The organism is Pantoea stewartii (assembly GCF_011044475.1).
GTDB lineage: Bacteria > Pseudomonadota > Gammaproteobacteria > Enterobacterales > Enterobacteriaceae > Pantoea > Pantoea stewartii.
In genome coordinates, this window is sequence record NZ_CP049115.1 from 4,093,353 (window position 1) to 4,117,750 (window position 24,398).

Genomic DNA, 24,398 nt, shown 5'->3' on the forward strand with positions numbered 1-24,398 from the left:
GGGCTTACTATTTCACGAGGGGAAAAGTATGGACAGCGTAGTAAATCTCTGGCCGCTGCTGGGCATTGCTGCCATCGTCGTTGGCTTCGTTTTGCGTTTTAATCCGGTGCTGGTGGTCATTGTTTCAGGCTTCGTCACCGGTATCGCTGCCCTGATGCCGCTGGGCGATATTTTACAAAAGCTGGGTGAGGGATTTCTGAATACCCGCAACCTGCCGTTGATCCTGCTGCTGCCGCTGGCGGTTATTGGCTTACTGGAACGCCATGGTCTGAAACAGCGCGCGCAGGCGTGGATTGCCCAGATCAAAACGGCGACGGCGGGACGGTTGCTCATTGTCTATCTGTTTGTGCGTGAGGTGACTGCGGCCCTCGGGCTGACCAGTCTCGGCGGTCATCCGCAAATGGTGCGCCCGCTACTTGCGCCGATGGCCGAGGGGGCCAGCGAAAACCGCTACGGGGCCCTACCGCCCGAGGTCCGTCATCGTCTGCGTGCCATGTCCGCTGCCACCGACAACGTCGGGCTGTTCTTTGGCGAGGATATCTTTGTCGCCTTTGGCGCCATTATTTTTATGCATAATTTTATGCAGGAGTCCGCCGGTATCCAGACTGAGCCACTGCATATTGCCCTGTGGGGCATTCCCACGGCGCTCTCAGCCTTTCTGATTCATTCCGCCCGCCTGATCAGGCTGGACCGCCAGCTGGCACGAGAACTGCGCGTCATCAACAGCGAGGCCATGAAAGCCAAAGGAGAGCCGTCATGATTCAGCAACAGTATCTGATGTGGCTGGCTGGCCTGATTCTGCTGGTTGTCGCGGTTTTATCCTGGCGCGACAGCGCAAATCCGCGCCGTTTCACCACTGGCTTATTTTGGGGACTCTATGGCCTGATTTTTCTGGTGGGTGACTGGACAACCGCCCTGATGACCCAACTGATGGGCTCTGTCGAAAGCGGCACACGTATGTTGCAAATTAGCGTGGGCGTAGCGGTGGTTATCATGGGGATCCTTGCCGGTTGTGGTGGGGTAAAAATGGGCCGCTATCACCAGCGCAGTGAGGCGGAAAAACAGGGCAGTGCCCAGCGTCTGGGCAACAAACTTTTCCTGCCAGCCCTGGCGATCCCCGTCGTGACAGTGATCGGTGTGTTAGCGTTTAATAACCTTCCCGGTCTGCAAACGTGGGTGTTCGGCGCGGGCAACCATTCCACCCTGATTACGCTGTTTTCCATGGCCACAGGCTGTCTGCTGGGCTGGCTGATCGCCATGAAAATGACGCGTGAAACCCCAGTGCAGTCGATGCAGGAAACCCGACGTTTGCTGGACTGCATCGGCTGGGCGTTTCTCCTGCCGCAAATCCTGGCAACCCTGGGGCTACTGTTTACGGCCGCGAGCGTCGGTGGTGCGATCTCTCATCTCACCGAACATTATCTTGCCGTGGATAACCGCTTCATTGCGGTCACGGTTTACGCGGCAGGGATGGCACTGCTCACCATGGTGATGGGGAATGCGTTCGCGGCGTTCCCGATTATTACCGCGGGCATCGGCATTCCCATTCTGGTGTTACAGCATGGCGGTAACCCGGCGGTCATGGCGGCAATCGGGATGTTTTCCGGCTACTGCGGTACGTTAATGACGCCGATGGCAGCAAACTTCAACATTGTGCCTGCTGCCTTGCTGGAGTTACCGGATCGCAACGCGGTCATCAAAGCTCAGGTGCCAACCGGTGTGCTACTGTTAATTGTTAACATTTTCTTACTCTACTTCCTGATGTTTTTGTGAGGCAGCATGAAAACGGTATTAATGACGGCATTTGAGCCCTTTGGCGGCGAATCCATTAATCCCTCCTGGCAGGCGGTCAGTGCCCTTGAAGGCCAGACTATTGCCGGCGCACGCATCGTGACGCGCCAGTTGCCCGTCGTATTCAGCGAGGTGCTGGACGTGCTGTATCAGGCGCTGGAAACGATCAGGCCCGATGCCGTTATCGCTGTCGGGCAGGCAGGCGGTCGCAGCGATATCACGGTAGAGCGAATTGGTATTAATGTGGATGATGCGCGCATCCCGGATAATGCGGGCAGGCAACCCGTGGACGAACCCATCGTTCAGGATGGCCCGGCCGGATATTTTTCACGCCTGCCGATCAAAGCCATTGTGGCCGCGGTGCGGGAAGCGGGCATTCCGGCATCGGTGTCGCAAACCGCAGGAACCTTTACCTGTAACCGGGTGATGTATGGTCTGTTGCACTGGCTTGAAAGCAACGGCAGCCCGGCACGGGGCGGTTTCATTCATATTCCCTACCTGCCTGAACAGGCGGTGCATCACCCGGGTGCACCCAGTATGCCCGCCGCAACCGTTATTGAGGCGCTGAAAATTGCCGTACAAACGACCCTGACCACCGCTCAGGATGTGAAGGAAGTGGGTGGCGCAACGCATTAAGAGGACGAGTGATGCCTGAAGGACCGGAGATTCGCCGCGTGGCGGATCAGCTTGAAGTGGCCATCGTCGGCCAGCCCCTGACCGACGTCTGGTTTGCGTTTCCCGAATTAAAGACCTATGAGCCCGCATTGCTGGGAGAACAGGTGGCGTCGATAGAGACGCGCGGTAAAGCGTTGCTGACCCATTTCAGTAACGGCCTGACGCTGTATTCGCACAATCAGCTGTACGGCGTCTGGCGCATCGTCCCGCCAGACATGCAGCCCGAGCCAAAACGGCAGTTACGTGTGCGTCTCGCGACGGCCAATCAGGCGATATTGCTTTACAGCGCGTCGGATATTGAACTCCTGAATGCGGAAACGCTTGCCCGTCATCCGTTTCTCAACCGCATCGGGCCGGATGTACTGAATGCGGAGTTGACCGTAGAGGCGGTCAGGGAACGGCTGTGCTCGCCGCGTTTCTGTCGCCGCCGGTTCAGCGGACTGTTACTGGATCAGGCTTTTCTGGCCGGACTGGGCAACTATTTACGTGCTGAGATCCTCTGGCTGGCCCAGTTGCTTCCCCGGCATAACGCACAGTCGCTGAGTGAGGCGCAACTGACGGCTTTCTGCGAAGCGCTGTTGTCCGTGCCGCGTCATGCCTATCGCATGCGCGGCACCATGAAAAAATACCACAGCGAAGCGGCATTTCGGTTTGAAGTGTTCCACCGCCAGGGCAAGACATGTCGCCGCTGCGGTGAAGTGATCGAAAAGGGCGTCCTGTCCGCCCGACCGTTTTACTGGTGCCCTGGCTGTCAGAGATAAAAACGCTGGCCTGTCCCGTCGTTGCACGCGGGCCATGTCACTCGTCAGCGAAGGATATCGTCACCCGGTTTTCTTCACAGCATAAGGAATCATCATGACACCTGAGATTGTGACGGAAAGGCTGCGCTTAAAACCCCTGTCGCTGGAGGATGCCGATGCCATGCAGATCGCGTTTCCGCGCTGGGAAATTGTACGCTACCTGATCGATTCGGTGCCCTGGCCTTATCCCGAGGGCGGGGCACGAGACTATATTGCTAATGTCGCCTTACCGGCGGTCGCGGCCGGGACGGGCTGGTACTGGACATTGCGGCCTAAAGCGGCGGAACAGCAACTGATTGGCGTTATTTGCCTGATGGAGACGCCGGATAATAACCGGGGCTTCTGGTTGGTACCGGAGTGGCAGGGGCAGGGCTATATGACAGAAGCCTGCCTGGCCGTGACGGATTACTGGTTTACCGATCTAAAAAAACCGCTGCTGAGAACGCCAAAAGCGGCACTGAATCAGCGATCTGTGAACATTTCTGTCAACAGTGGGATGCGCTGTATCCGCACAGAGAAAAAACAGTACGTTTCAGGCACACATGACTCGCAATTATGGGAAGTGACGCGAGAAGAATGGCAGGCCTTTCGGGCATCTCAAACGTCCGCCGTTCATCCTCTCACTAAGATTCGCTCACGCTGACCGGCGGCGTCAGTAAAAAAAAGCGGCGGTGCCCGTTAAGGACACCACCGCTTTTCGCCTTACCGCCCGTTGCCGGACAGCTTATTTATCCAGCTTCGAGCTGAACTCGCGTTCGGTGTAACCGGTATACAGCTGACGCGGACGGGCAATTTTCATGCCTTCGTCGTGCATTTCTTTCCAGTGCGCGATCCAGCCAACGGTACGCGCCATGGCGAAAATCACGGTAAACATGGACGAAGGGATGCCCATGGCTTTCAGGATGATACCGGAGTAGAAATCCACGTTTGGATAGAGTTTGCGCTCGATGAAGTACGGGTCGTTCAGCGCAATGTGTTCGAGTTCCAGCGCCACTTCCAGCAGATCGTCTTTCATGCCCAGTTCGTTCAGCACTTCATGGCAGGTTTCACGCATAACGGTCGCGCGCGGGTCATAGTTTTTATAAACACGGTGACCAAAGCCCATCAGGCGGAAAGAGTCATTTTTGTCTTTAGCACGGCGCACAAACTCAGGAATGTGCTCGACGGTGCTGATCTCTTCCAGCATACGCAGACAGGCTTCGTTCGCGCCGCCGTGTGCGGGTCCCCACAGGGAGGCAATACCGGCCGCGATACAGGCAAACGGGTTAGCGCCTGACGAGCCAGCGGTACGTACGGTAGAGGTCGAGGCGTTCTGTTCATGATCGGCGTGCAGAATCAGAATGCGATCCATGGCGCGTTCAAGCACAGGGTTAACCTTGTATTCTTCACACGGTGTTGCAAACATCATGTGCAGGAAGTTACCGGCATAGGAGAGGTCGTTACGGGGATAGACGAACGGCTGACCGATTGAATACTTGTAACACATCGCTGCCATGGTAGGCATTTTCGACAGCAGACGGAAAGCGGCGATTTCACGGTGGCGCTCGATGTTTACATCCAGCGAATCGTGATAAAACGCAGCCAGTGCGCCGGTCACGCCGCACATCACCGCCATCGGGTGTGAATCACGACGGAAACCGTGGAACAGACGGGTAATCTGCTCATGAATCATCGTGTGGCGCGTAACCGTTTGTTTAAACTCTTCAAACTGGGCTTTCGTGGGGGCTTCACCATTTAACAGGATGTAGCACACTTCCAGGTAGTTAGAGTGGGTAGCCAGTTGGTCAATAGGGAAGCCGCGGTGAAGCAGAATGCCTTCATCACCATCGATAAAGGTGATTTTTGATTCGCAGGACGCTGTAGACGTGAAACCAGGATCGAAGGTAAACAGGCCGTTGGAACCCAGTTGACGGACATCGACGACATCCTGGCCCAGCGTGCCTTGCAGTACACCCAGTTCAATGGACGTTTCATCTGATAGGGTTAGCGTCACTTTTTTATCTGTCATTTTCGTCTCCATAGCGCCTTAGGCAGGTAAGGATCTTTCGACACCTGAAACGCGTGCATGTTGCAATTTGGCAGTACTTCACGGTGTCACTCTGCATTATAAGCAGTGAAGGGTACAGAGTGAGAGGCGCGTTCCACTGGAAATGTAAAGCCGTGACATGTGCATATCGCGGTTGTTAAAGATCCGGTCAGGACATAACTTCTTTGTAACCAATAACCTGATGGTATTTAAAGCGGTTACCGACAATGTTACATAACTTCAGCTTAGGAGAAAGTGTATCCCCATAACTTTTGTGCATCATAGGATTTTATCGGACTAGTTTGTAACTGAATTGTTGAACTATTGTCAAATCAGATAATTAAATTTGTATGAATTGTGAAAAACGTGAGTGGGATCACTGTTCCATCGAAAATTCTCCAAAGAGTTTGTAGGGGAATTGTAATCAGAATGTGATCGTCCTATACTTCCGGCCAGGTCTCCGGAACACCCTGACACCAGGAGCCACCCAGCGTTTGTACCACGTCATTTAACACTGGATGTTGCTATTTTGGTGACGGATTAAGACTGAACCTTTTTTTCGGGTTTGGGCCTGTCTTCCGGAGGAAGCAAAATAAAAAAGAGCTGTGTGGGCAAAACCGTGAAAAAACAAAGACCTGTCAACTTGGATCTCTCGACGATCCGGTTTCCCGTTACTGCAATATCGTCCATTCTCCACCGTGTCTCCGGCGTCATCACTCTGGTTGCTCTCGGCATCCTGTTGTGGCTTCTCGGTCTTTCTCTCTCCTCTCCTGAAGGTTTTCAGCACGCGGCATCTATCATGAGCGGCTTCTTTGTGAAGTTTATCATGTGGGGCATTCTGACCGCGTTGGCCTATCATACGGTGGGCGGGATACGTCATATGTTAATGGATTTTGGTTATCTGGCGGAAACGCTCGAAGCAGGTAAGCGTTCTGCGCAGGTGACGTTTGGTATTACTGTCGTGCTTTCAATCTTAGCAGGAGTCCTCGTATGGTAAGCAATGCATCCGCGTTGGGTCGCAATGGCATTCAGGACTGGCTGTTGCTGCGCGCGTCGGCAATCCTTATTACGCTTTACATCATCTACATGCTCGGTTTCGTGGTGATGACAGACACGCTGACGTATGACATCTGGCGTGGCTTCTTTGCCTCAGCATTTACAAAAGTGTTCACGCTCCTGACGCTGTTTTCCATCCTGATCCACGGCTGGATTGGTATGTGGCAGGTCTTAACGGACTACGTGAAATCGCTGGCGGCGCGTTTGCTGTTACAGCTGGTTATCGTGGTGGCACTGTTGTCATATGCAATTTATGGGTTTGTTGTGGTGTGGGGTGTGTAAATGAAGTTACCAGTCAGAGAATTTGATGCCGTGGTGATCGGCGCAGGTGGCGCGGGTATGCGCGCGGCACTGCAAATCTCCCAGTCGGGCCAGACGTGCGCCCTGCTGTCCAAAGTGTTCCCAACCCGCTCTCATACGGTATCCGCGCAGGGCGGTATTACCGTTGCGCTGGGCAATACCCATGACGATAACTGGGAATGGCATATGTATGACACCGTCAAAGGCTCCGACTATATCGGCGACCAGGACGCGATTGAATACATGTGCCACGTCGGTCCGGAAGCGATTCTGGAACTGGAACACATGGGCTTACCTTTCTCCCGTCTTGATGACGGCCGCGTTTATCAGCGTCCGTTTGGTGGTCAGTCAAAAAACTTCGGTGGTGAGCAGGCGGCGCGTACTGCCGCGGCAGCTGACCGTACTGGCCACGCCCTGCTGCATACGCTGTATCAGCAGAACCTGAAAAACAAAACCACCATCTTCTCCGAATGGTATGCACTGGATCTGGTCAAGAATGACGACGATGCGATTGTGGGTTGTACCGCTATCTGCATGGAAACCGGTGAAACCGTCTACTTCAAAGCCAAGGCGACCATTCTGGCGACCGGTGGTGCAGGACGTATCTATCAGTCGACGACCAATGCCCACATTAACACTGGCGACGGTGTTGGCATGGCGCTGCGCGCAGGTGTACCGGTGCAGGACATGGAAATGTGGCAGTTCCACCCAACCGGTATCGCAGGTGCGGGTGTGCTGGTCACCGAGGGCTGCCGCGGTGAAGGCGGCTATCTGCTGAACAAACACGGTGAGCGCTTCATGGAGCGCTATGCGCCAAACGCCAAAGACCTGGCAGGTCGTGACGTGGTGGCCCGTTCTATGATGGTGGAAATTCGTGAAGGCCGGGGCTGTGATGGTCCATGGGGCCCGCACATCAAGCTGAAACTTGACCATCTGGGTGCCGAAGTGCTGGAGTCACGTCTGCCAGGAATTTTGGAACTGTCCCGTACCTTTGCGCACGTTGACCCGATTAAAGAGCCGATTCCTGTTATCCCAACCTGTCACTACATGATGGGCGGCGTGCCGACCAAAGTGACCGGCCAGGCGCTGCGCGTCAATGCGCAGGGCGAAGATGAAGTGATTCCGGGCCTGTTCGCTGTGGGTGAAATCGCCTGCGTATCTGTTCACGGCGCGAACCGTCTGGGCGGAAACTCACTGCTGGACCTGGTGGTCTTTGGTCGCGCGGCGGGTGTTCATCTGCTTGAATGTCTGGAAGAGCAGGGCGAACTGCGCGAAGCAAGTCAGGAAAACATCGATGCTGCCATGGCGCGCTTCAATCGCTGGGAGAACAACACCACGGGTGAAGATCCGGTTGAAATCCGTAAAGCGTTGCAACGCTGCATGCAGAACAACTTCTCGGTCTTCCGCGAAGGTGATGCCATGCGTGAAGGTCTTGAAGAGCTGAAAGTGATTCGTGAGCGCCTGAAGTCTGCGCGTCTGGATGACCGTTCACCCGACTTCAATACACAGCGTATCGAGTGCCTTGAGCTGGATAACCTGATGGAAACCGCCTATGCCACAGCGGTTGCGGCTAACTTCCGTACAGAAAGCCGTGGTGCACACAGCCGCTTCGACTATCCGGAACGTGATGATGCGAACTGGCTGTGCCATAGCCTCTATGTTCCGCAAACGGAAAGCATGACGCGCCGTGAGGTGAACATGCAACCGAAACTGCGTGCGGCCTTCCCGCCAAAAGCGCGTACCTACTAATTGCGGAGATCATCATGAGACTAGAATTTTCGATCTATCGTTATAACCCGGACGTCGATGATAAACCGCGCATGCAGGATTACAGCCTGGAAGCGGAAGATGGCCGTGACATGATGCTGCTGGACGCGTTGATCCGTTTAAAAGAAAAGGATCCTACGCTGGCTTTCCGTCGCTCGTGCCGTGAAGGTGTGTGCGGATCAGATGGCCTGAACATGAACGGTAAAAACGGCCTGGCCTGCATTACGCCGGTTTCCGCTTTAGGCAACGGTAAGCAGAAGATTGTGATTCGTCCTCTGCCTGGCCTGCCTGTGGTGCGCGACCTCGTGGTAGACATGAGTCAGTTTTATACGCAGTATGAGAAAATTAAGCCTTTCTTGTTAAACAACGGTGAAAACCCACCTGCGCGTGAGCATCTGCAGACGCCGGGCGAGCGTGAGCATCTGGACGGCCTGTATGAGTGTATTCTCTGCGCCTGTTGCTCAACCTCATGCCCGTCGTTCTGGTGGAATCCCGATAAGTTCATCGGGCCTGCGGGTCTGCTGGCGGCATACCGCTTCATTATTGACAGTCGCGACACCGAAACCGATGCGCGTCTGGATAATCTGAGCGATGCATTCAGCGTGTTCCGCTGCCACAGCATCATGAACTGTGTCAGCGTGTGTCCTAAAGGTCTTAACCCCACGCGCGCCATCGGCCATATCAAGTCGATGCTGCTGCAACGCGGGGCATAGTGATACAGCCGGGAACCTCAGGTTCCCGGTGTTTTACGGAAGCCTCTTTAAACGCGGTCCCGACCACGTTTACAAAGGTTCCCTTACGGGCCGGGCGCGCGCTGCGCACAGTGCTCGTATCGCTGAACTCACTACGGCAAACCGCGAAAGCGGCAACAAATGAAACCTCAATAAAGCATAACATTGCTTAAGGGATCACAATGCAGAACAGCGCGATGAAGCCCTGGCTGGACTCCTCCTGGCTGGCCGGCGCGAATCAGTCTTACATAGAGCAACTCTATGAGGATTTCCTGACCGATCCTGACTCTGTGGATGCAGTGTGGCGCTCGATGTTCCAACAGTTACCAGGCACGGGAGTGAAACCCGAGCAGTTCCACTCCGCGACCCGCGAATATTTCCGTCGCCTGGCGAAAGACGCATCTCGTTACACCTCCTCAGTCACCGATCCGGCAACCAACTCCAAGCAAGTGAAAGTGCTGCAACTGATCAACGCGTTTCGTTTTCGCGGCCATCAGGAAGCAAACCTGGATCCGCTTGGCCTGTGGAAACAGGACCGTGTTGCCGATCTCGACCCTGCTTTTCACGATCTGACCGACGCCGATTTTCAGGAAAGCTTTAACGTAGGTTCTTTTGCTATTGGCAAAGAAACCATGAAGCTGGCCGATCTGTTCGAGGCGCTGAAGCAGACTTACTGTGGTTCGATTGGTGCAGAGTACATGCACATCAACAACACCGAAGAGAAACGCTGGATTCAGCAGCGTCTCGAATCCGGTGCTGGCCACTGTTCGTTCAGCGGTGAAGAGAAAAAAGGTTTCCTGAAAGAGCTGACTGCGGCAGAAGGCCTTGAAAAATATCTGGGCGCAAAATTCCCGGGTGCCAAACGCTTCTCGCTGGAAGGCGGTGATGCACTGGTGCCTATGCTGCGTGAGATGATTCGTCATGCAGGTAAAAGCGGCACCCGCGAAGTGGTGCTGGGGATGGCGCACCGTGGCCGTCTCAACGTCCTGATTAACGTGCTGGGTAAAAAGCCACAGGATCTGTTCGACGAGTTCTCAGGCAAACATAAAGAACACCTGGGCACCGGTGATGTGAAATATCACATGGGCTTCTCATCGGATATCGAAACCGAAGGCGGTCTGGTACACCTGGCGCTGGCCTTTAACCCGTCTCACCTGGAAATTGTCAGCCCGGTGGTCATGGGGTCGGTGCGTGCCCGTCTGGATCGTCTGGCTGAGCCGGTCAGCAATAAAGTGCTGCCCATCACTATTCACGGTGATGCGGCGGTCATTGGTCAGGGCGTGGTGCAGGAAACCCTGAACATGTCTCAGGCCCGCGGCTATGAAGTCGGTGGCACCGTGCGTATCGTGATCAACAACCAGGTGGGTTTCACCACCTCGAATCCGAAAGACGCGCGTTCTACACCGTACTGTACTGACATTGGTAAAATGGTGCTGGCACCGATTTTCCACGTCAATGCGGACGATCCGGAAGCGGTGGCCTTTGTAACCCGACTGGCGCTGGACTATCGCAACACCTTTAAACGCGATGTGTTTATCGATTTGGTGTGCTATCGCCGCCATGGTCACAACGAAGCGGATGAGCCAAGCGCCACGCAGCCGTTGATGTACCAGAAAATCAAAAAGCATCCCACACCGCGTAAAATCTACGCCGATCGTCTGGAAAGCGAAGGTGTCGCGTCGCAGGAAGATGCCACCGAGATGGTCAATCTGTACCGTGATGCGCTGGATGCCGGCGAATGCGTGGTGCCAGAATGGCGTCCGATGAGCCTGCACTCCTTCACGTGGTCACCGTATCTGAATCACGAGTGGGATGAACCTTATCCGGCTCAGGTGGACATGAAGCGTCTGAAGGAGCTGGCGCTGCGTATCAGCCAGATCCCTGAAGAGATTGAAGTCCAGTCTCGCGTCGCCAAGATCTATAACGATCGTAAGCTGATGGCCGAAGGCGAGAAAGCGTTTGACTGGGGCGGCGCTGAAAACCTGGCGTACGCCACGCTGGTCGATGAAGGCATTCCGGTACGTTTGTCGGGTGAAGACTCCGGCCGTGGCACCTTCTTCCACCGTCATGCCGTGATCCACAATCAGACCAACGGTTCAACCTACACGCCACTGCACCATATTCATAACAGTCAGGGTGAATTCAAAGTCTGGGACTCCGTCCTGTCTGAAGAAGCCGTGCTGGCCTTTGAATACGGTTATGCCACCGCAGAGCCGCGCGTGCTGACCATTTGGGAAGCGCAGTTCGGCGATTTTGCTAACGGTGCGCAGGTGGTGATTGATCAGTTCATCAGCTCCGGCGAGCAAAAATGGGGCCGTATGTGTGGCCTGGTGATGCTGCTGCCACACGGCTATGAAGGTCAGGGCCCTGAGCACTCCTCCGCCCGTCTGGAACGTTATCTGCAGCTCTGCGCTGAGCAGAACATGCAGGTCTGCGTACCCTCAACACCGGCTCAGGTTTACCACATGCTGCGTCGTCAGGCGCTGCGCGGTATGCGCCGTCCGCTGGTGGTGATGTCACCGAAGTCGCTGTTGCGTCATCCTCTGGCGATTTCCTCGCTGGATGAACTGGCAAACGGCAGCTTCCAGCCAGCGATTGGCGAAATTGACGATCTGGATCCGCAAGGCATCAAGCGCGTCGTGCTGTGCTCCGGTAAGGTCTACTACGATCTGCTGGAACAGCGCCGTAAAGACGAAAAAACCGATGTCGCTATCGTGCGTATCGAACAACTTTACCCGTTCCCGCATCAGGCGGTACAGGAAGCGTTAAAAGCGTATTCCCACGTACAGGATTTTGTCTGGTGTCAGGAAGAGCCACTGAACCAGGGTGCCTGGTACTGTAGCCAGCACCATTTCCGTGATGTGGTACCGTTTGGTGCAACGCTGCGTTATGCAGGTCGCCCGGCATCGGCTTCACCGGCCGTGGGTTATATGTCCGTACATCAACAACAGCAGCAAGACCTGGTTAATGACGCACTGAACGTCAATTAATTAAAAGGAAAGATAATGAGTAGCGTAGATATTCTCGTTCCCGACCTGCCTGAATCGGTTGCAGATGCCACAGTAGCAACCTGGCACAAGAAACCAGGCGATGCAGTCAGTCGCGATGAAGTCATCGTCGAAATTGAAACCGACAAAGTGGTTCTGGAAGTGCCGGCGTCTGCGGACGGCGTGCTGGAAGCCGTACTGGAAGAGGAAGGGGCAACCGTTACCTCTCGTCAGATTCTCGGCCGCCTGAAAGAAGGCAACAGCGCTGGCAAAGAAAGCAGTGCGAAAGTCGACAGCAACGAATCCACACCAGCCCAGCGTCAGACCGCTTCTCTGGAAGAAGAGAGCAACGATGCGCTGAGCCCGGCGATTCGTCGTCTGATTGCCGAACACAACCTTGATGCCTCACAGATCAAAGGCACCGGCGTGGGTGGACGTTTAACGCGCGAAGATGTTGAAAAACATCTGGCGAACAAACCGCAGGCAGACAAAGCCGCGGCACCGGCATCTGACGCGCAGCCTGCCCAGCAGCCTGTGGCTAACCGCAGCGAAAAACGTGTGCCAATGACGCGCCTGCGTAAGCGCGTCGCGGAACGTCTGCTGGAAGCCAAGAACAGCACCGCCATGTTGACAACTTTCAACGAAATCAACATGAAGCCGATTATGGATCTGCGTAAGCAGTACGGCGAAGCGTTCGAGAAGCGTCACGGTGTGCGTCTGGGCTTTATGTCGTTCTACATTAAAGCCGTGGTGGAAGCGCTGAAGCGTTACCCTGAAGTCAACGCCTCAATTGATGGCGAAGACGTGGTTTACCACAACTACTTTGATGTCAGCATCGCCGTTTCTACCCCACGCGGCCTGGTGACCCCTGTTCTGCGTGATGTGGATGCGCTGAGCATGGCTGACATCGAGAAGAAAATTAAAGAACTGGCAGTAAAAGGCCGTGACGGCAAGCTGACGGTTGACGATCTGACGGGCGGTAACTTCACCATCACCAACGGTGGTGTGTTTGGTTCACTGATGTCAACGCCAATCATCAACCCGCCACAGAGCGCAATCCTGGGCATGCACGCCATTAAAGATCGTCCTATGGCGGTGAATGGTCAGGTTGTGATCCTGCCAATGATGTACCTGGCGCTCTCTTATGATCACCGTTTGATCGATGGTCGTGAATCTGTCGGCTATCTGGTCGCAGTGAAAGAGATGCTGGAAGATCCGGCGCGTCTGCTGCTGGATGTCTGATTCATCACTGGGCACGCGCTGCGTGCCCAACCTCAATACTCTTTTCAGATCTGAATGGATAGAACATCATGAACTTACACGAATACCAGGCTAAACAGCTGTTTGCACGGTATGGCATGCCAGCACCGACCGGCTACGCCTGTACTACACCACGTGAAGCAGAAGAAGCGGCATCGAAAATCGGTGCAGGCCCGTGGGTAGTTAAATGTCAGGTTCATGCCGGTGGCCGCGGTAAAGCGGGCGGTGTGAAGGTAGTTAACAGTAAAGAAGACATCCGTGCTTTCGCTGAAAACTGGCTGGGTAAACGTCTGGTGACCTACCAAACTGACGCCAATGGCCAGCCGGTAAACCAGATTCTGGTTGAAGCGGCGACCGACATCGATCAGGAGCTGTATCTGGGGGCCGTGGTCGACCGTGCAACGCGTCGCGTGATCTTCATGGCGTCAACCGAAGGTGGCGTGGAAATCGAGAAAGTGGCGGAAGAAACCCCGCACCTGATCCACAAAATGGCGCTTGATCCGCTGACCGGTCCTCAGCCTTATCAGGGCCGTGAGTTGGCGTTCAAACTGGGCCTGACCGGCAAGCAAGTCAGCCAGTTCACCAAAATTTTCATGGGCCTGGCGACCATGTTCCTGGAACGTGACCTGGCGATGGTTGAGATCAACCCGCTGGTCATCACCAAACAGGGCGATCTGATCTGTCTGGATGGCAAACTGGGTGCCGATGGCAATGCCCTGTTCCGTCAGCCAGAGCTGCGTGAAATGCGCGATCCAAGCCAGGAAGACCCACGTGAAGCACACGCAACGCAGTGGGAACTGAACTATGTTGCGCTGGAAGGCAACATCGGTTGTATGGTTAACGGCGCAGGCCTGGCGATGGGCACCATGGACATCGTTAAGCACCACGGCGGTCAGCCAGCAAACTTCCTGGATGTCGGCGGCGGCGCGACCAAAGAGCGCGTAACGGAAGCCTTCAAAATCATCCTGTCTGACGACGCCGTGAAAGCGGTTTTCGTTAACATCTTCGGCGGCATCGTGCGTTGCGACCTGATCGCAGACGGCATCATCGGTGCAGTGGCAGAAGTGGGTGTGAACGTACCGGTTGTGGTACGTCTGGAAGGTAACAACGCTGAGCTGGGCGCTAAGAAACTGGCGGACAGTGGTCTGAACATCATTGCAGCAACCAGTCTGACAGACGCGGCACAGCGTGTTGTTGCTGCTGCGGAGGGTAAATAATGTCCATTTTGATCGACAAAAACACCAAAGTCATTTGCCAGGGTTTCACCGGCGGACAAGGGACGTTCCACTCTGAGCAGGCGCTGGCTTACGGCACGCAGCTGGTCGGCGGTGTGACGCCAGGCAAAGGCGGCACCACTCATCTGGGCCTGCCGGTGTTTAACACCGTGCGTGAAGCGGTTGAAGCCACTGGCGCAACGGCTACCGTCATCTACGTTCCGGCTCCGTTCTGTAAAGACGGTATCCTGGAAGCGATCGATGCCGGCATCAAACTGATCATCACCATCACCGAAGGCATCCCGACGCTGGATATGCTGACCGTGAAAATGAAGCTGGATGAAGCGGGCGTTCGCATGATCGGGCCAAACTGCCCGGGTGTGATCACCCCAGGCGAATGTAAGATCGGTATTATGCCGGGCCACATTCATCAGCCAGGCCGCGTCGGTATCGTATCGCGTTCAGGTACGCTGACGTATGAAGCCGTTAAGCAGACTACCGATATCGGTTACGGCCAGTCTACCTGTGTCGGTATTGGTGGTGACCCGATCCCGGGTTCTAACTTCATCGACATCCTGAAAATGTTCCAGGACGATCCACAGACTGAAGCGATCGTCATGATCGGTGAAATCGGGGGCAGCGCGGAAGAAGAAGCGGCTGCCTTTATCAAAGATCACGTGACCAAGCCGGTTGTGGGCTACATCGCAGGCGTGACCGCGCCGAAAGGCAAACGTATGGGCCATGCAGGCGCCATCATCGCCGGCGGTAAAGGTACGGCAGACGAGAAGTTTGCTGCACTGGAAGCGGCGGGCGTGAAAACCGTACGCAGCCTGGCTGACATCGGTGATGCTGTTAAAGCCGTTCTGCCAGCGAAGTAATCGCATCCACTGAAAAAGCCACCTTCGGGTGGCTTTTTTTATGGCTGGCAAAACATTGCCGCACAGCCACAAGGCCGGTCACGAACGTGGGTAGTGAAAAAAGGGCGCTGGCCGGACGGGCAGGGCGGATTGCAGGCAGGATGATTGCCTGTCACTCACTTAAAAAATACGCTGCCCTCAGGCCCGTTTTTAGATATTGAATAAGAACGTGAAATAACCATTAAATTAATTTAAGTATTGCCCCGTTTATTTGCTATGATGAATTCAGCCCACCGCATCGTCGTCGCGGATCGTTAAGTTATTAAACAGGGATCAAAGTTAAATTTCTTTATAATTAAAAATTAATAAGAGACAATTTTTTAACAAAGAACGTTTAAGAACATATTTTTATCTTTGCTTCATTATTCCAGATCAACTTCCCCTTATATATAACAAACTTTACCGCTAGCAAAGCCTACCGTTAAGCGCTTAAATTGCGCTGCATCAATCCAGCCTTTTAAAAAAATAAACAAACGTTTGTTCAAATACGGGAAAGCATCAATTTTTATTTATCCCCCGTTAAACGTTTGAACCACGCCGCTGCGTTGATGTTTAACCAGGTTAGATTAACCGCTACTCCCTCATCTCAGGCCGCACAGCGTTATGACCTGCCGATGATAAAACTGGAATCAATAATCAGTCGTTCCTGACGCTTATTCGGCCCACACGGATCAGGCGTTCATGCGAGGAGCAAGGAGTTTTTATGCTAGATATCGTCGAACTGTCGCGTTTACAGTTTGCCTTGACGGCGATGTACCATTTTCTGTTTGTGCCATTAACGCTCGGTATGGCGTTTTTACTGGCCATCATGGAAACGGTATACGTCCTGAGTGGTAAACAAATCTATAAAGATATGACCAAGTTCTGGGGCAAGTTGTTTGGTATTAACTTTGCCCTGGGCGTGGCCACCGGACTGACAATGGAATTTCAGTTCGGCACCAACTGGTCTTATTATTCTCATTATGTTGGCGATATTTTTGGTGCGCCGCTCGCGATTGAAGGCTTAATGGCTTTCTTCCTGGAATCCACCTTTGTGGGCCTGTTCTTTTTCGGCTGGGATCGCCTGGGTAAAGTGCAGCATCTGGCGGTGACCTGGCTGGTCGCAATCGGTTCGAATATGTCGGCACTGTGGATTCTGGTAGCGAATGGCTGGATGCAAAACCCCATCGCCTCTGAGTTTAACTTTGAAACCATGCGCATGGAGATGGTGAGCTTCTCTGAGCTGGTATTAAACCCGGTTGCGCAGGTGAAATTCGTGCATACCGTGGCGGCAGGCTATACCACAGGAGCCATGTTTATTTTAGGCATCAGCGCCTGGTATTTACTGAAAGGCCGTGACATGGCGTTTGCAAAACGCTCTTTTGCCATCGCGGCCAGTTTCGGCATGGCGGCGGTGCTGTCGGTGATTGTGCTGGGTGACGAATCCGGTTACGAGATGGGCGACGTACAGAAAACCAAGCTGGCCGCTATTGAAGCGGAATGGGAAACCCAACCGGCACCGGCCGCCTTTACGCTCTTTGGCGTGCCCGATCAGTCAGCACAGCACAACAAGTATGCGATCCAGATCCCTTATCTCCTAGGGCTCATTGCCACGCGGTCGACCGATACGCCGGTGACCGGACTAAAAGAACTGCTGGCGCAACACGAAGTGCGAATTCGTAACGGTATGAAGGCTTACGCGCTGCTGGATGAACTGCGACAGGGCAATACCGATCCGGCCGTCCGCGATGCCTTTAACCACAGCAAAAAAGACCTGGGTTATGGCCTGCTGTTAAAACGCTATACCGCGAACGTGTCGGATGCCAGTGAAGCGCAGATTAAACAGGCCACGCAGGATTCGATTCCTCGCGTCGCACCGCTCTACTTTGCGTTCCGTATCATGGTGCTTTGCGGCGTGCTGCTGCTCGGCGTCATTGCACTGTCATTCTGGAGTGTGATTCGAAATCGCATTGGTCAACAGCGCTGGTTACTCAAAGCCGCACTGTACGGCATTCCGCTGCCGTGGATTGCGGTAGAAGCGGGCTGGTTTGTGGCGGAGTACGGTCGTCAGCCCTGGGCGATTGGGGAAGTCCTGCCCACCGCGATTGCGAACTCCACGCTGACCGTGGGCGATGTCCTGTTCTCAATGATACTGATCTGCGGACTGTATACCCTGTTTCTGGTGGCCGAGATGTACCTGATGTTTAAGTTCGCGCGTCTGGGGCCCAGCAGCCTGAAAACAGGGCGCTATCACCATGAACAGATCGTTAAAAACGCTCAGCCGGTGCGTGGATAAGGAGAAGCCCCATGTTTGATTATGAAGTTCTGCGCTTTGTCTGGTGGCTGCTAATCGGCATTCTGCTGGTGGGCTTTGCCGTCACCGATGGTTTCGATATGGGCGTCGGGATGCTGACGCGCGTATTAGGCCGGACCGATACCGAGCGTCGTGTGATGATCAATTCTATCGCGCCGCACTGGGACGGCAATCAGGTCTGGTTGATCACCGCCGGTGGCGCACTGTTTGCCGCCTGGCCGATGGTGTACGCCGCCGCGTTTTCCGGCTTCTACGTGGCGATGATTCTGGTGCTGGCCTCGTTGTACTTCCGTCCGGTAGGCTTTGACTATCGCTCAAAAATCGAAGATACACGCTGGCGCGGTGCCTGGGACTGGGGCATTTTTATCGGCAGCTTTGTCCCGCCACTGGTGATCGGCGTCGCCTTTGGCAATCTGCTGCAGGGCGTGCCTTTTCATGCCGACGAGTACATGCGGCTGTATTACACCGGAAACTTTTTCCAGCTGCTGAACCCCTTTGCACTGCTGGCCGGTGTGGTGAGCGTTGCCATGATACTGACGCAGGGTGCGACCTATCTGCAAATGCGCACCACGGGCGAACTGCACCTGCGTTCACGCATCACGGCGCAGATTGCCGCGCTGGTGATGATGGCGTGTTTCGCGCTGGCTGGCGTCTGGGTAAGGTACGGTATTGACGGCTATGTGGTGACCAGCACGCTTGATCACTTCGCTGCTTCTAATCCCCTGGGGAAAACCGTGGTGCGCGAAGCGGGGGCCTGGATGGTGAATTTCCAGCAGCATCCTGTGTTGTGGTTATTCCCGCTTCTGGGCGTGGTGTTGCCCTTACTGACCGTAATGTGTTCGCGCGGAGAGAAGGGCGGCTGGGCGTTTCTCTGCTCATCGCTGACGCTGGCCTGCGTCATCATGACCGCCGGCATCGCGATGTTTCCGTTCATTATGCCGTCCAGTACCGTTCCCGGCACCAGCCTGACCATGTGGGACGCCACCTCCAGTTTGCTGACGCTGGAAATAATGACCTTCGCGGCGATAATTTTTGTGCCGGTTATTCTGCTCTATACCAGTTGGTGTTACTGGAAGATGTTTGGTCGTATCACTAAAGAACATGTTGAGCGCAACAGTAACGCACTCTATTGATAAAGGAGACGACATATGTGGTATTTTGCCTGGATTCTCGGCACCCTGCTGGCCTGTGCCTTTGGCATCATCACCGCGCTGGCGATAGAACATATCGAAGACAGCGCCGACGCGGAACGCCAGTCGTAATGCGCACAGGCATTCAGACAGGTTATCGCCTGATGGATAAGGGCCCGCTCCGGGCCCTTTCTCTGATACTCGCCTTATGGCTGGCCGGCTGCCTGTTATGGGACCCCGCGCGCTATGCAACCCGCCCGGAAGGCATCCTGCTATGGCAGGGCATCGTACTGATTTGGGCGGTCTGCACGGGGGTTATTCACGGCAGCGGATTCCGTCCGCGCCGTTTACGCTGGCGTGCGTTCTTTGCGCCATTGCCCGCCTTACTGGTACTCTTCTGGGCGCTGAGTCATTTTTATCGCTGACGACCTGTCACCCTTCACCCCAGGCGCGTGAGTTTACTTCAGCGTCTGGTCAAGAAACCTCCATTAATGACGTCCGGTTGTAACCAACTGATAATTATTTTCTCCTGGCTCTGACAGCCCATTCCCAACCCTAATTGTCTTGCGTATAGTAGCAACGTTTAAAACGAGGCCGGGATGTAGAGTGAGTACAACGCTGTTTCGCTGGCCGGTTCGGGTCTACTATGAAGATACCGATGCCGGTGGTGTGGTTTATCACGCCAGCTATATCGCTTTTTATGAACGAGCACGTACCGAAATGCTGCGTCAGCACCATTTCAATCAGCAGGCGCTGTTAGAACAGCAGGTTGCTTTTGTGGTACGGCGCATGACGGTGGACTATCTTTCGGCGGCACGTCTTGATGACCTTCTGGAGATCCAGAGCGAAGTGACATCAATGACGCGGGCGACGATGACATTCTCCCAGCGTATCGTGAACGCAGAAGGCAAAGTGCTCAATGAGGCAGAGGTCCTGATTGCCTGCATCAACCCACACCTAATGAAGCCGATTGCGCTTCCCAAGTCTATTGTCGCGGAGTTCAAGCAGTGACTGACATGAACGTTCTTGATTTGTTCCTGAAGGCGAGCCTTCTGGTCAAACTTATCATGTTGATTTTGATCGGCTTTTCGATTGCCTCCTGGGCAATCATCATCCAGCGCACGCGAATTCTGAATGCGGCGGGAAGGGAAGCTGAAGCCTTTGAAGACAAATTCTGGTCCGGCGTTGAACTGTCTCGCCTCTATCAGGAAAGTCAGGGACGTCGTGAAGAGCTGGCGGGTGCCGAGCAAATCTTCTACGCCGGCTTCAAAGAGTTTGCCCGTTTACATCGCGCGAATAATCATGCGCCTGAAGCGGCTGTTGAAGGCGCGAGCAGGGCCATGCGCATTTCCATGAATCGCGAACTCGAAGCGCTGGAAACCCACATTCCTTTCCTGGGCACGGTGGGCTCAATCAGTCCTTATATCGGTCTGTTTGGTACGGTCTGGGGGATTATGCATGCGTTTATTGCCCTGGGGGCGGTCAAACAGGCCACCCTGCAGATGGTGGCACCGGGGATTGCAGAAGCATTGATCGCCACCGCGATCGGTCTGTTTGCTGCGATTCCTGCCGTAATGGCGTACAACCGACTGAACCAGCGCGTCAATAAACTGGAGCAGGGCTACGACAACTTTATGGAAGAGTTTACGGCTATCCTGCATCGTCAGGCTTTCTCCAGCGACAGCGCTAAGTAAACAGAGGTAAATGATGGCCCGAGTGCGTGGTCGCGGTCGCCGCGAGCTAAAGTCGGAAATTAACATCGTTCCACTGCTGGACGTTTTGCTGGTGCTGCTGCTGATCTTTATGGCAACGGCCCCCATCATCACGCAAAGCGTGGAAGTGGATTTGCCCGATGCAACAGATTCTAAGACGGTTTCCAGTGATGATAACCCACCCGTGATTGTTGAAGTGTCCGGCGTGGGACAATACAGCATGGTCGTCGATCACGATCGTTTGCCGCAGTTGCCGCCAGAACAGGTGATTAGCGAAGCGCAACGTCGTCTGGAAGCCAATCCGAAAACCGTCTTTTTGATCGGTGGTGCCAAAGAGGTACCTTATGATGAAATCATCAAGGCGCTGAACCTGCTGCATCAGGCAGGGGTTAAATCTGTCGGTTTGATGACGCAGCCGATTTAAAGTCGAACCGTTTTTGGGAACCGAGTGTGTCGAAGGCAACCGAGCAAAACGAAAAGTTAAAGCGCGCGATAATCATTTCGGTGATTCTGCATATCGTGCTGATCGCCCTGCTGATATGGAGCTCGTTTAATGAGCACATTGAGGCCAGCGGCGGCGGTGGCGGTAGCGATATAGAAGCGGTCATGGTCGATCCCGGTGCGGTGGTTGAACAGTATAACCGTCAGCAGAATCAGCAAAGCGACAGTCAGCGTGCGGAGCAGCAGCGCCAGAAACAGGCCCAGCAGCAGGCCGAAGAGCTTCAGCAGAAACAAGCGGCTGAACAGCAGCGGCTGAAAGAGCTGGAAAAAGAGCGACTGCAGGCACAGGAAGACGCGAAACAGCAGGCGAAAGCGCAGGCTGAACAGCAGAAGGCCGCCGAAGCCGCAGCGAAACAGGCCGAGGCGCAACAGAAAGCCGCCGAAGCGGCCGCGGCGAAAGCGAAAGCCGATGCGAAAGCGGAAGCGGATGCACAGGCGAAAGCCGCGGCAGACGCAAAGATGAAGGCGCAGGAAGAGGCGAAGAAGGCCGCAGCAGAGGCGAAGAAGCAGGCTGAGCAAGAGGCGAAAGCCGCAGCCGCAGAAGCGAAGAAGCAGGCCGAGCAGCAGGCGAAAGCTGAGGCTGCCGAAGCCGCAAAACAAGCTAAGGCCGAAGCGGCGAAACAGGCTAAAGCGGAAGCCGCGAAAGAAGCGAAAGCGGCTGAAGCCAAAGCCGCAGCGGAAGCGAAAGCCGCAGCCGCCCAGGAAGCGAAAGAGAAAGCGGCCGCCGCAGCGAAAGAAAAGGCCGCCAAAGAAAAAGCGGACGCCGCCGCCAAAGCGAAAGCGGAGGCTGCTGCCAAAGCAAAAGCGGATGCGAAGGCAAAAGCCGAGGCGAAAGCGAAAGCGGCCGCTGATGCCGCCAATGACAGCGACGTCGATGACCTGCTGGGCGGCTTAGCGTCCGGTAAGAATGCACCGAAAAGCGGCGCGTCGGGTGGAGCAGCAGGGCAGGGTAATCAGAAGAAGGCGGGTGCTTCTGGCGCAGATGTGAATGCGTATCTTGGGCAGATCACCAGCGCAATTCAGAGCCGTTTCTACGATGCGGACCTGTATAGCGGCAAAAGCTGTGACTTACGTATTAAACTTGCTCCTGATGGCATGCTGATTGATGTTAAATCAGAAGGCGGCGATCCGGCGCTGTGCCAGGCCGCTATCGCGGCGGCGAAGCAGGCACATATTCCGAAACCGCCTTCACAAGCGGTGTACGAAGTGTTTAAAAACGCCCCGATGCGTTTCAGACCGCAATAATGCAGTAACCTGCGGCAGGTTGATCTATGGTTAGCTTGCCGTACTCTAGTTGTACTCGTGGTTTTCAGGAACAGTGCCAATTATCGCGGACTCAGGTTCAGATAAGGGAGATAAAATGAAGCAAGCTCTTCGCGTAACGTTAGGCTTTTTTATCCTGCTGTGGGCAGCGGTGCTGCATGCAGAGGTTCGCATTGAAATCACCCAGGGCGTCAACAGCGCGCGCCCTATCGGTGTGGTTCCGTTTAAATGGTCTGGCCCAGGCGCGGCACCGGAAGATATCGGTGGTATCGTCGCAGCTGACCTGCGTAACAGCGGTAAATTTAACCCGCTTGATCGTTCACGTCTGCCGCAGCAGCCGACCAGTGCTCAGGAAGTGCAGCCAGCTGCATGGAGCGCACTGGGTATTGATGCCGTGGTTGTTGGACAGATTCAGCCGAATGCTGATGGCAGCTATCAGGTGTCCTACCAGCTGGTGGATACCGCAGGTGCGCCAGGTACCGTGCTGGCGCAAAACTCCTATAAAATTACGAAACAGTGGCTGCGCTATGCGGCGCACACCGTCAGTGATGAGGCGTTCCAGAAACTGACCGGCATTAAAGGGGCGTTCCGCACCCGTATCGCCTATGTGGTACAAACCAACGGTGGTCAGTTCCCGTATGAACTGCGCGTTGCCGATTACGACGGTTACAACCAGTTTGTCGTGCACCGTTCACCGCAACCGCTGATGTCGCCTGCCTGGTCGCCCGATGGCAGCAAACTGGCATATGTAACCTTTGAAAGCGGCAAGTCAGCGCTGGTGATTCAGACCTTGTCTAACGGCTCTGTCCGTCAGGTCGCTTCATTCCCGCGTCACAATGGTGCGCCAGCCTTCTCACCGGACGGCACCAAGCTGGCCTTCGCCCTGTCTAAAACCGGTAGTCTGAATCTCTATGTTATGGACCTGGCCTCCGGGCAGATTCGTCAGATTACAGATGGTCGCTATAACAGCACTGAACCAACCTGGTTCCCGGACAGCCAGACGCTGGCGTATACCTCTGACCAGGCCGGTGCGCCGCAGATCTACAAAATCAGCATCAATGGTGGTGCATCACAGCGCATTACCTGGGAAGGCGCTCAGAACCAGGATGCGGATGTAGCCAGTGATGGAAAATCAATGGTGATGATTAGCACCAGTGGCGGTGCTCAACACGTCGCCAAACAGGATCTGGTAACGGGAGCCGTTCAAACGTTAACGGACACGTTCCTGGATGAAACGCCGAGCCTGGCTCCAAACGGCACCATGGTAATCTACAGCTCGACTCAGGGCATGGGTTCTGTGTTGCAGTTGGTTTCAACCGACGGTCGTTTCAAAGCGCGTCTTCCGGCAACTGATGGACAGGTCAAATTTCCTGCCTGGTCGCCGTACCTGTAATGTCTGAGCTTTCTGACATTACAAAAAAATAAACAATAATGGGAATTTTCAAATGCAACTGAACAAAGTACTGAAGGGTTTAATGCTGGCTCTGCCAATCATGGCAGTTGCGGCGTGTAGCTCACACAAAAATAACAACAACGACCAGTCTGGCGCAGGTGCTGACGGCGCTTACGGTGCTAACTCTGGTATGAACAACGGCAACATGTCTTCTGATGAGCAGGCGCGTCTGCAGATGCAACAGCTGCAACAGAACAACATCGTTTACTTCGGTCTGGACAAATACGATGTTCAGCCTGACTACGCTCAGATGCTGGATCAGCACGCTAACTTCCTGCGTAGCAACCCGTCTTACAAAGTGACCATTGAAGGTCATGCGGATGAGCGCGGTACGCCAGAGTACAACATCGCCCTGGGCGAGCGTCGTGCTAACGCCGTTAAGATGTACCTGCAAGGTAAAGGCGTGTCTGCGGATCAGATGTCTATCGTATCTTACGGTAAAGAGAAACCAGCTGTTCTGGGCCACGACGAAGCGGCTTACGCTAAAAACCGTCGTGCCGTACTGGTCTACTAAGAGAATCA

The 24,398-nt window shown here is 54.6% G+C and carries 24 protein-coding genes; 23 read left to right on the forward strand and 1 reads right to left on the reverse strand.

Features of this window, described 5'->3' with window-relative positions; translation table 11 throughout:
* Positions 1 to 28: 28 nt before the first annotated feature.
* The 5 genes from G5574_RS19345 (at position 29) to G5574_RS19365 (ending at position 3,909) form a co-directional block, all read left to right on the forward strand.
* Complete coding sequence (locus G5574_RS19345; RefSeq protein ID WP_006118446.1) at positions 29 to 760, forward strand: DUF969 domain-containing protein; 732 nt, start codon at positions 29 to 31, stop codon at positions 758 to 760.
* Positions 757 to 1,773, forward strand: a complete 1,017-nt coding sequence (locus G5574_RS19350; RefSeq protein ID WP_164483061.1) for a DUF979 domain-containing protein — start codon at positions 757 to 759, stop codon at positions 1,771 to 1,773. Before G5574_RS19345 ends, G5574_RS19350 begins: the two co-directional genes overlap by 4 nt.
* Positions 1,774 to 1,779: 6 nt before the next feature.
* Positions 1,780 to 2,427, forward strand: coding sequence for a pyroglutamyl-peptidase I (gene pcp / locus G5574_RS19355; RefSeq protein ID WP_033739338.1), 648 nt, complete (start codon positions 1,780 to 1,782; stop codon positions 2,425 to 2,427).
* An 11-nt stretch (positions 2,428 to 2,438) separates the two neighbouring features.
* A complete protein-coding gene (gene nei, locus G5574_RS19360; RefSeq protein ID WP_164483062.1) occupies positions 2,439 to 3,227 on the forward strand; it encodes an endonuclease VIII in 789 nt (262 codons plus the stop codon).
* A gap of 94 nt (positions 3,228 to 3,321) precedes the next feature.
* Positions 3,322 to 3,909: a GNAT family N-acetyltransferase gene (locus tag G5574_RS19365; protein WP_033739342.1), complete on the forward strand. Its 588-nt coding sequence runs from the start codon at positions 3,322 to 3,324 to the stop codon at positions 3,907 to 3,909.
* Between the two features lie 81 nt (positions 3,910 to 3,990).
* Here the strand turns inward: G5574_RS19365 and G5574_RS19370 are convergent, their stop codons facing one another.
* Positions 3,991 to 5,274, reverse strand: coding sequence for a citrate synthase (locus G5574_RS19370; RefSeq protein WP_006118451.1), 1,284 nt, complete (start codon positions 5,272 to 5,274; stop codon positions 3,991 to 3,993).
* Between the two features lie 625 nt (positions 5,275 to 5,899).
* On the opposite strand from G5574_RS19370, the gene sdhC reads away from it, so the two are divergent.
* From sdhC to pal, 18 genes are all read left to right on the forward strand, one after another.
* The gene (gene sdhC, locus G5574_RS19375; RefSeq protein ID WP_033739345.1) at positions 5,900 to 6,289 is read left to right on the forward strand and encodes a succinate dehydrogenase cytochrome b556 subunit; all 390 of its coding nucleotides are present in this window, start codon (positions 5,900 to 5,902) and stop codon (positions 6,287 to 6,289) included.
* Entirely contained in the window at positions 6,283 to 6,630 is a 348-nt protein-coding gene (gene sdhD, locus G5574_RS19380; RefSeq protein WP_006118453.1) for a succinate dehydrogenase membrane anchor subunit, read from the forward strand. The genes sdhC and sdhD overlap by 7 nt, the downstream gene beginning before the upstream one ends.
* Positions 6,631 to 8,397: a succinate dehydrogenase flavoprotein subunit gene (gene sdhA, locus G5574_RS19385; protein ID WP_006118454.1), complete on the forward strand. Its 1,767-nt coding sequence runs from the start codon at positions 6,631 to 6,633 to the stop codon at positions 8,395 to 8,397.
* Between the two features lie 14 nt (positions 8,398 to 8,411).
* A complete protein-coding gene (locus G5574_RS19390; RefSeq protein ID WP_006118455.1) occupies positions 8,412 to 9,128 on the forward strand; it encodes a succinate dehydrogenase iron-sulfur subunit in 717 nt (238 codons plus the stop codon).
* A 200-nt stretch (positions 9,129 to 9,328) separates the two neighbouring features.
* Entirely contained in the window at positions 9,329 to 12,136 is a 2,808-nt protein-coding gene (gene sucA, locus G5574_RS19395; protein ID WP_006118456.1) for a 2-oxoglutarate dehydrogenase E1 component, read from the forward strand.
* Between the two features lie 15 nt (positions 12,137 to 12,151).
* Positions 12,152 to 13,375 (forward strand): 2-oxoglutarate dehydrogenase complex dihydrolipoyllysine-residue succinyltransferase, encoded by a 1,224-nt coding sequence (gene odhB, locus G5574_RS19400; protein WP_006118457.1) that lies wholly within the window; start codon positions 12,152 to 12,154, stop codon positions 13,373 to 13,375.
* A gap of 68 nt (positions 13,376 to 13,443) precedes the next feature.
* Positions 13,444 to 14,610 carry an ADP-forming succinate--CoA ligase subunit beta gene (sucC, locus tag G5574_RS19405; RefSeq protein WP_006118458.1) on the forward strand — a complete coding sequence of 389 codons (1,167 nt, stop codon included), beginning with the start codon at positions 13,444 to 13,446 and terminating at the stop codon, positions 14,608 to 14,610.
* Positions 14,610 to 15,485 carry a succinate--CoA ligase subunit alpha gene (gene sucD, locus G5574_RS19410; protein ID WP_006118459.1) on the forward strand — a complete coding sequence of 292 codons (876 nt, stop codon included), beginning with the start codon at positions 14,610 to 14,612 and terminating at the stop codon, positions 15,483 to 15,485. Before sucC ends, sucD begins: the two co-directional genes overlap by 1 nt.
* Before the next feature lie 742 nt (positions 15,486 to 16,227).
* Positions 16,228 to 17,799, forward strand: coding sequence for a cytochrome ubiquinol oxidase subunit I (gene cydA / locus G5574_RS19415; protein ID WP_006118460.1), 1,572 nt, complete (start codon positions 16,228 to 16,230; stop codon positions 17,797 to 17,799).
* Positions 17,800 to 17,810: 11 nt separating this feature from the next.
* Positions 17,811 to 18,950 (forward strand): cytochrome d ubiquinol oxidase subunit II, encoded by a 1,140-nt coding sequence (cydB, locus tag G5574_RS19420; RefSeq protein ID WP_058701092.1) that lies wholly within the window; start codon positions 17,811 to 17,813, stop codon positions 18,948 to 18,950.
* A 15-nt stretch (positions 18,951 to 18,965) separates the two neighbouring features.
* On the forward strand, positions 18,966 to 19,079 hold the full coding sequence (cydX, locus tag G5574_RS19425) for a cytochrome bd-I oxidase subunit CydX (protein WP_006118462.1): 114 nt from the start codon (positions 18,966 to 18,968) through the stop codon (positions 19,077 to 19,079).
* The gene (ybgE, locus tag G5574_RS19430; RefSeq protein ID WP_006118463.1) at positions 19,079 to 19,372 is read left to right on the forward strand and encodes a cyd operon protein YbgE; all 294 of its coding nucleotides are present in this window, start codon (positions 19,079 to 19,081) and stop codon (positions 19,370 to 19,372) included. The genes cydX and ybgE overlap by 1 nt, the downstream gene beginning before the upstream one ends.
* 181 nt (positions 19,373 to 19,553) lie before the next feature.
* Entirely contained in the window at positions 19,554 to 19,958 is a 405-nt protein-coding gene (gene ybgC, locus G5574_RS19435) for a tol-pal system-associated acyl-CoA thioesterase (RefSeq protein ID WP_006118464.1), read from the forward strand.
* Positions 19,955 to 20,641, forward strand: a complete 687-nt coding sequence (tolQ, locus tag G5574_RS19440) for a Tol-Pal system protein TolQ (protein WP_033739349.1) — start codon at positions 19,955 to 19,957, stop codon at positions 20,639 to 20,641. Before ybgC ends, tolQ begins: the two co-directional genes overlap by 4 nt.
* Positions 20,642 to 20,654: 13 nt before the next feature.
* Positions 20,655 to 21,083 (forward strand): colicin uptake protein TolR, encoded by a 429-nt coding sequence (gene tolR / locus G5574_RS19445; protein ID WP_006118466.1) that lies wholly within the window; start codon positions 20,655 to 20,657, stop codon positions 21,081 to 21,083.
* 26 nt (positions 21,084 to 21,109) lie between these two features.
* A complete protein-coding gene (gene tolA / locus G5574_RS19450) occupies positions 21,110 to 22,405 on the forward strand; it encodes a cell envelope integrity protein TolA (RefSeq protein ID WP_006118467.1) in 1,296 nt (431 codons plus the stop codon).
* Between the two features lie 115 nt (positions 22,406 to 22,520).
* The gene (tolB, locus tag G5574_RS19455; protein WP_033739351.1) at positions 22,521 to 23,816 is read left to right on the forward strand and encodes a Tol-Pal system beta propeller repeat protein TolB; all 1,296 of its coding nucleotides are present in this window, start codon (positions 22,521 to 22,523) and stop codon (positions 23,814 to 23,816) included.
* 52 nt (positions 23,817 to 23,868) lie between these two features.
* Complete coding sequence (pal, locus tag G5574_RS19460; protein WP_006118469.1) at positions 23,869 to 24,390, forward strand: peptidoglycan-associated lipoprotein Pal; 522 nt, start codon at positions 23,869 to 23,871, stop codon at positions 24,388 to 24,390.
* Positions 24,391 to 24,398 lie beyond the last annotated feature (8 nt).

Bases quoted from the DNA above. Each gene is read 5' to 3' on its own strand.
- G5574_RS19345 (WP_006118446.1), top strand. From the start codon at position 29: ATGGACAGCGTAGTAAATCTCTGGCCGCTGCTGGGCATTGCTGCCATC.
- G5574_RS19350 (WP_164483061.1), top strand. From the start codon at position 757: ATGATTCAGCAACAGTATCTGATGTGGCTGGCTGGCCTGATTCTGCTG.
- pcp (WP_033739338.1), top strand. From the start codon at position 1,780: ATGAAAACGGTATTAATGACGGCATTTGAGCCCTTTGGCGGCGAATCC.
- nei (WP_164483062.1), top strand. From the start codon at position 2,439: ATGCCTGAAGGACCGGAGATTCGCCGCGTGGCGGATCAGCTTGAAGTG.
- G5574_RS19365 (WP_033739342.1), top strand. From the start codon at position 3,322: ATGACACCTGAGATTGTGACGGAAAGGCTGCGCTTAAAACCCCTGTCG.
- G5574_RS19370 (WP_006118451.1), bottom strand. From the start codon at position 5,274: ATGACAGATAAAAAAGTGACGCTAACCCTATCAGATGAAACGTCCATT.
- sdhD (WP_006118453.1), top strand. From the start codon at position 6,283: ATGGTAAGCAATGCATCCGCGTTGGGTCGCAATGGCATTCAGGACTGG.
- sdhA (WP_006118454.1), top strand. From the start codon at position 6,631: ATGAAGTTACCAGTCAGAGAATTTGATGCCGTGGTGATCGGCGCAGGT.
- G5574_RS19390 (WP_006118455.1), top strand. From the start codon at position 8,412: ATGAGACTAGAATTTTCGATCTATCGTTATAACCCGGACGTCGATGAT.
- sucA (WP_006118456.1), top strand. From the start codon at position 9,329: ATGCAGAACAGCGCGATGAAGCCCTGGCTGGACTCCTCCTGGCTGGCC.
- odhB (WP_006118457.1), top strand. From the start codon at position 12,152: ATGAGTAGCGTAGATATTCTCGTTCCCGACCTGCCTGAATCGGTTGCA.
- sucC (WP_006118458.1), top strand. From the start codon at position 13,444: ATGAACTTACACGAATACCAGGCTAAACAGCTGTTTGCACGGTATGGC.
- sucD (WP_006118459.1), top strand. From the start codon at position 14,610: ATGTCCATTTTGATCGACAAAAACACCAAAGTCATTTGCCAGGGTTTC.
- cydA (WP_006118460.1), top strand. From the start codon at position 16,228: ATGCTAGATATCGTCGAACTGTCGCGTTTACAGTTTGCCTTGACGGCG.
- cydB (WP_058701092.1), top strand. From the start codon at position 17,811: ATGTTTGATTATGAAGTTCTGCGCTTTGTCTGGTGGCTGCTAATCGGC.
- cydX (WP_006118462.1), top strand. From the start codon at position 18,966: ATGTGGTATTTTGCCTGGATTCTCGGCACCCTGCTGGCCTGTGCCTTT.
- ybgE (WP_006118463.1), top strand. From the start codon at position 19,079: ATGCGCACAGGCATTCAGACAGGTTATCGCCTGATGGATAAGGGCCCG.
- tolR (WP_006118466.1), top strand. From the start codon at position 20,655: ATGGCCCGAGTGCGTGGTCGCGGTCGCCGCGAGCTAAAGTCGGAAATT.
- tolB (WP_033739351.1), top strand. From the start codon at position 22,521: ATGAAGCAAGCTCTTCGCGTAACGTTAGGCTTTTTTATCCTGCTGTGG.
- pal (WP_006118469.1), top strand. From the start codon at position 23,869: ATGCAACTGAACAAAGTACTGAAGGGTTTAATGCTGGCTCTGCCAATC.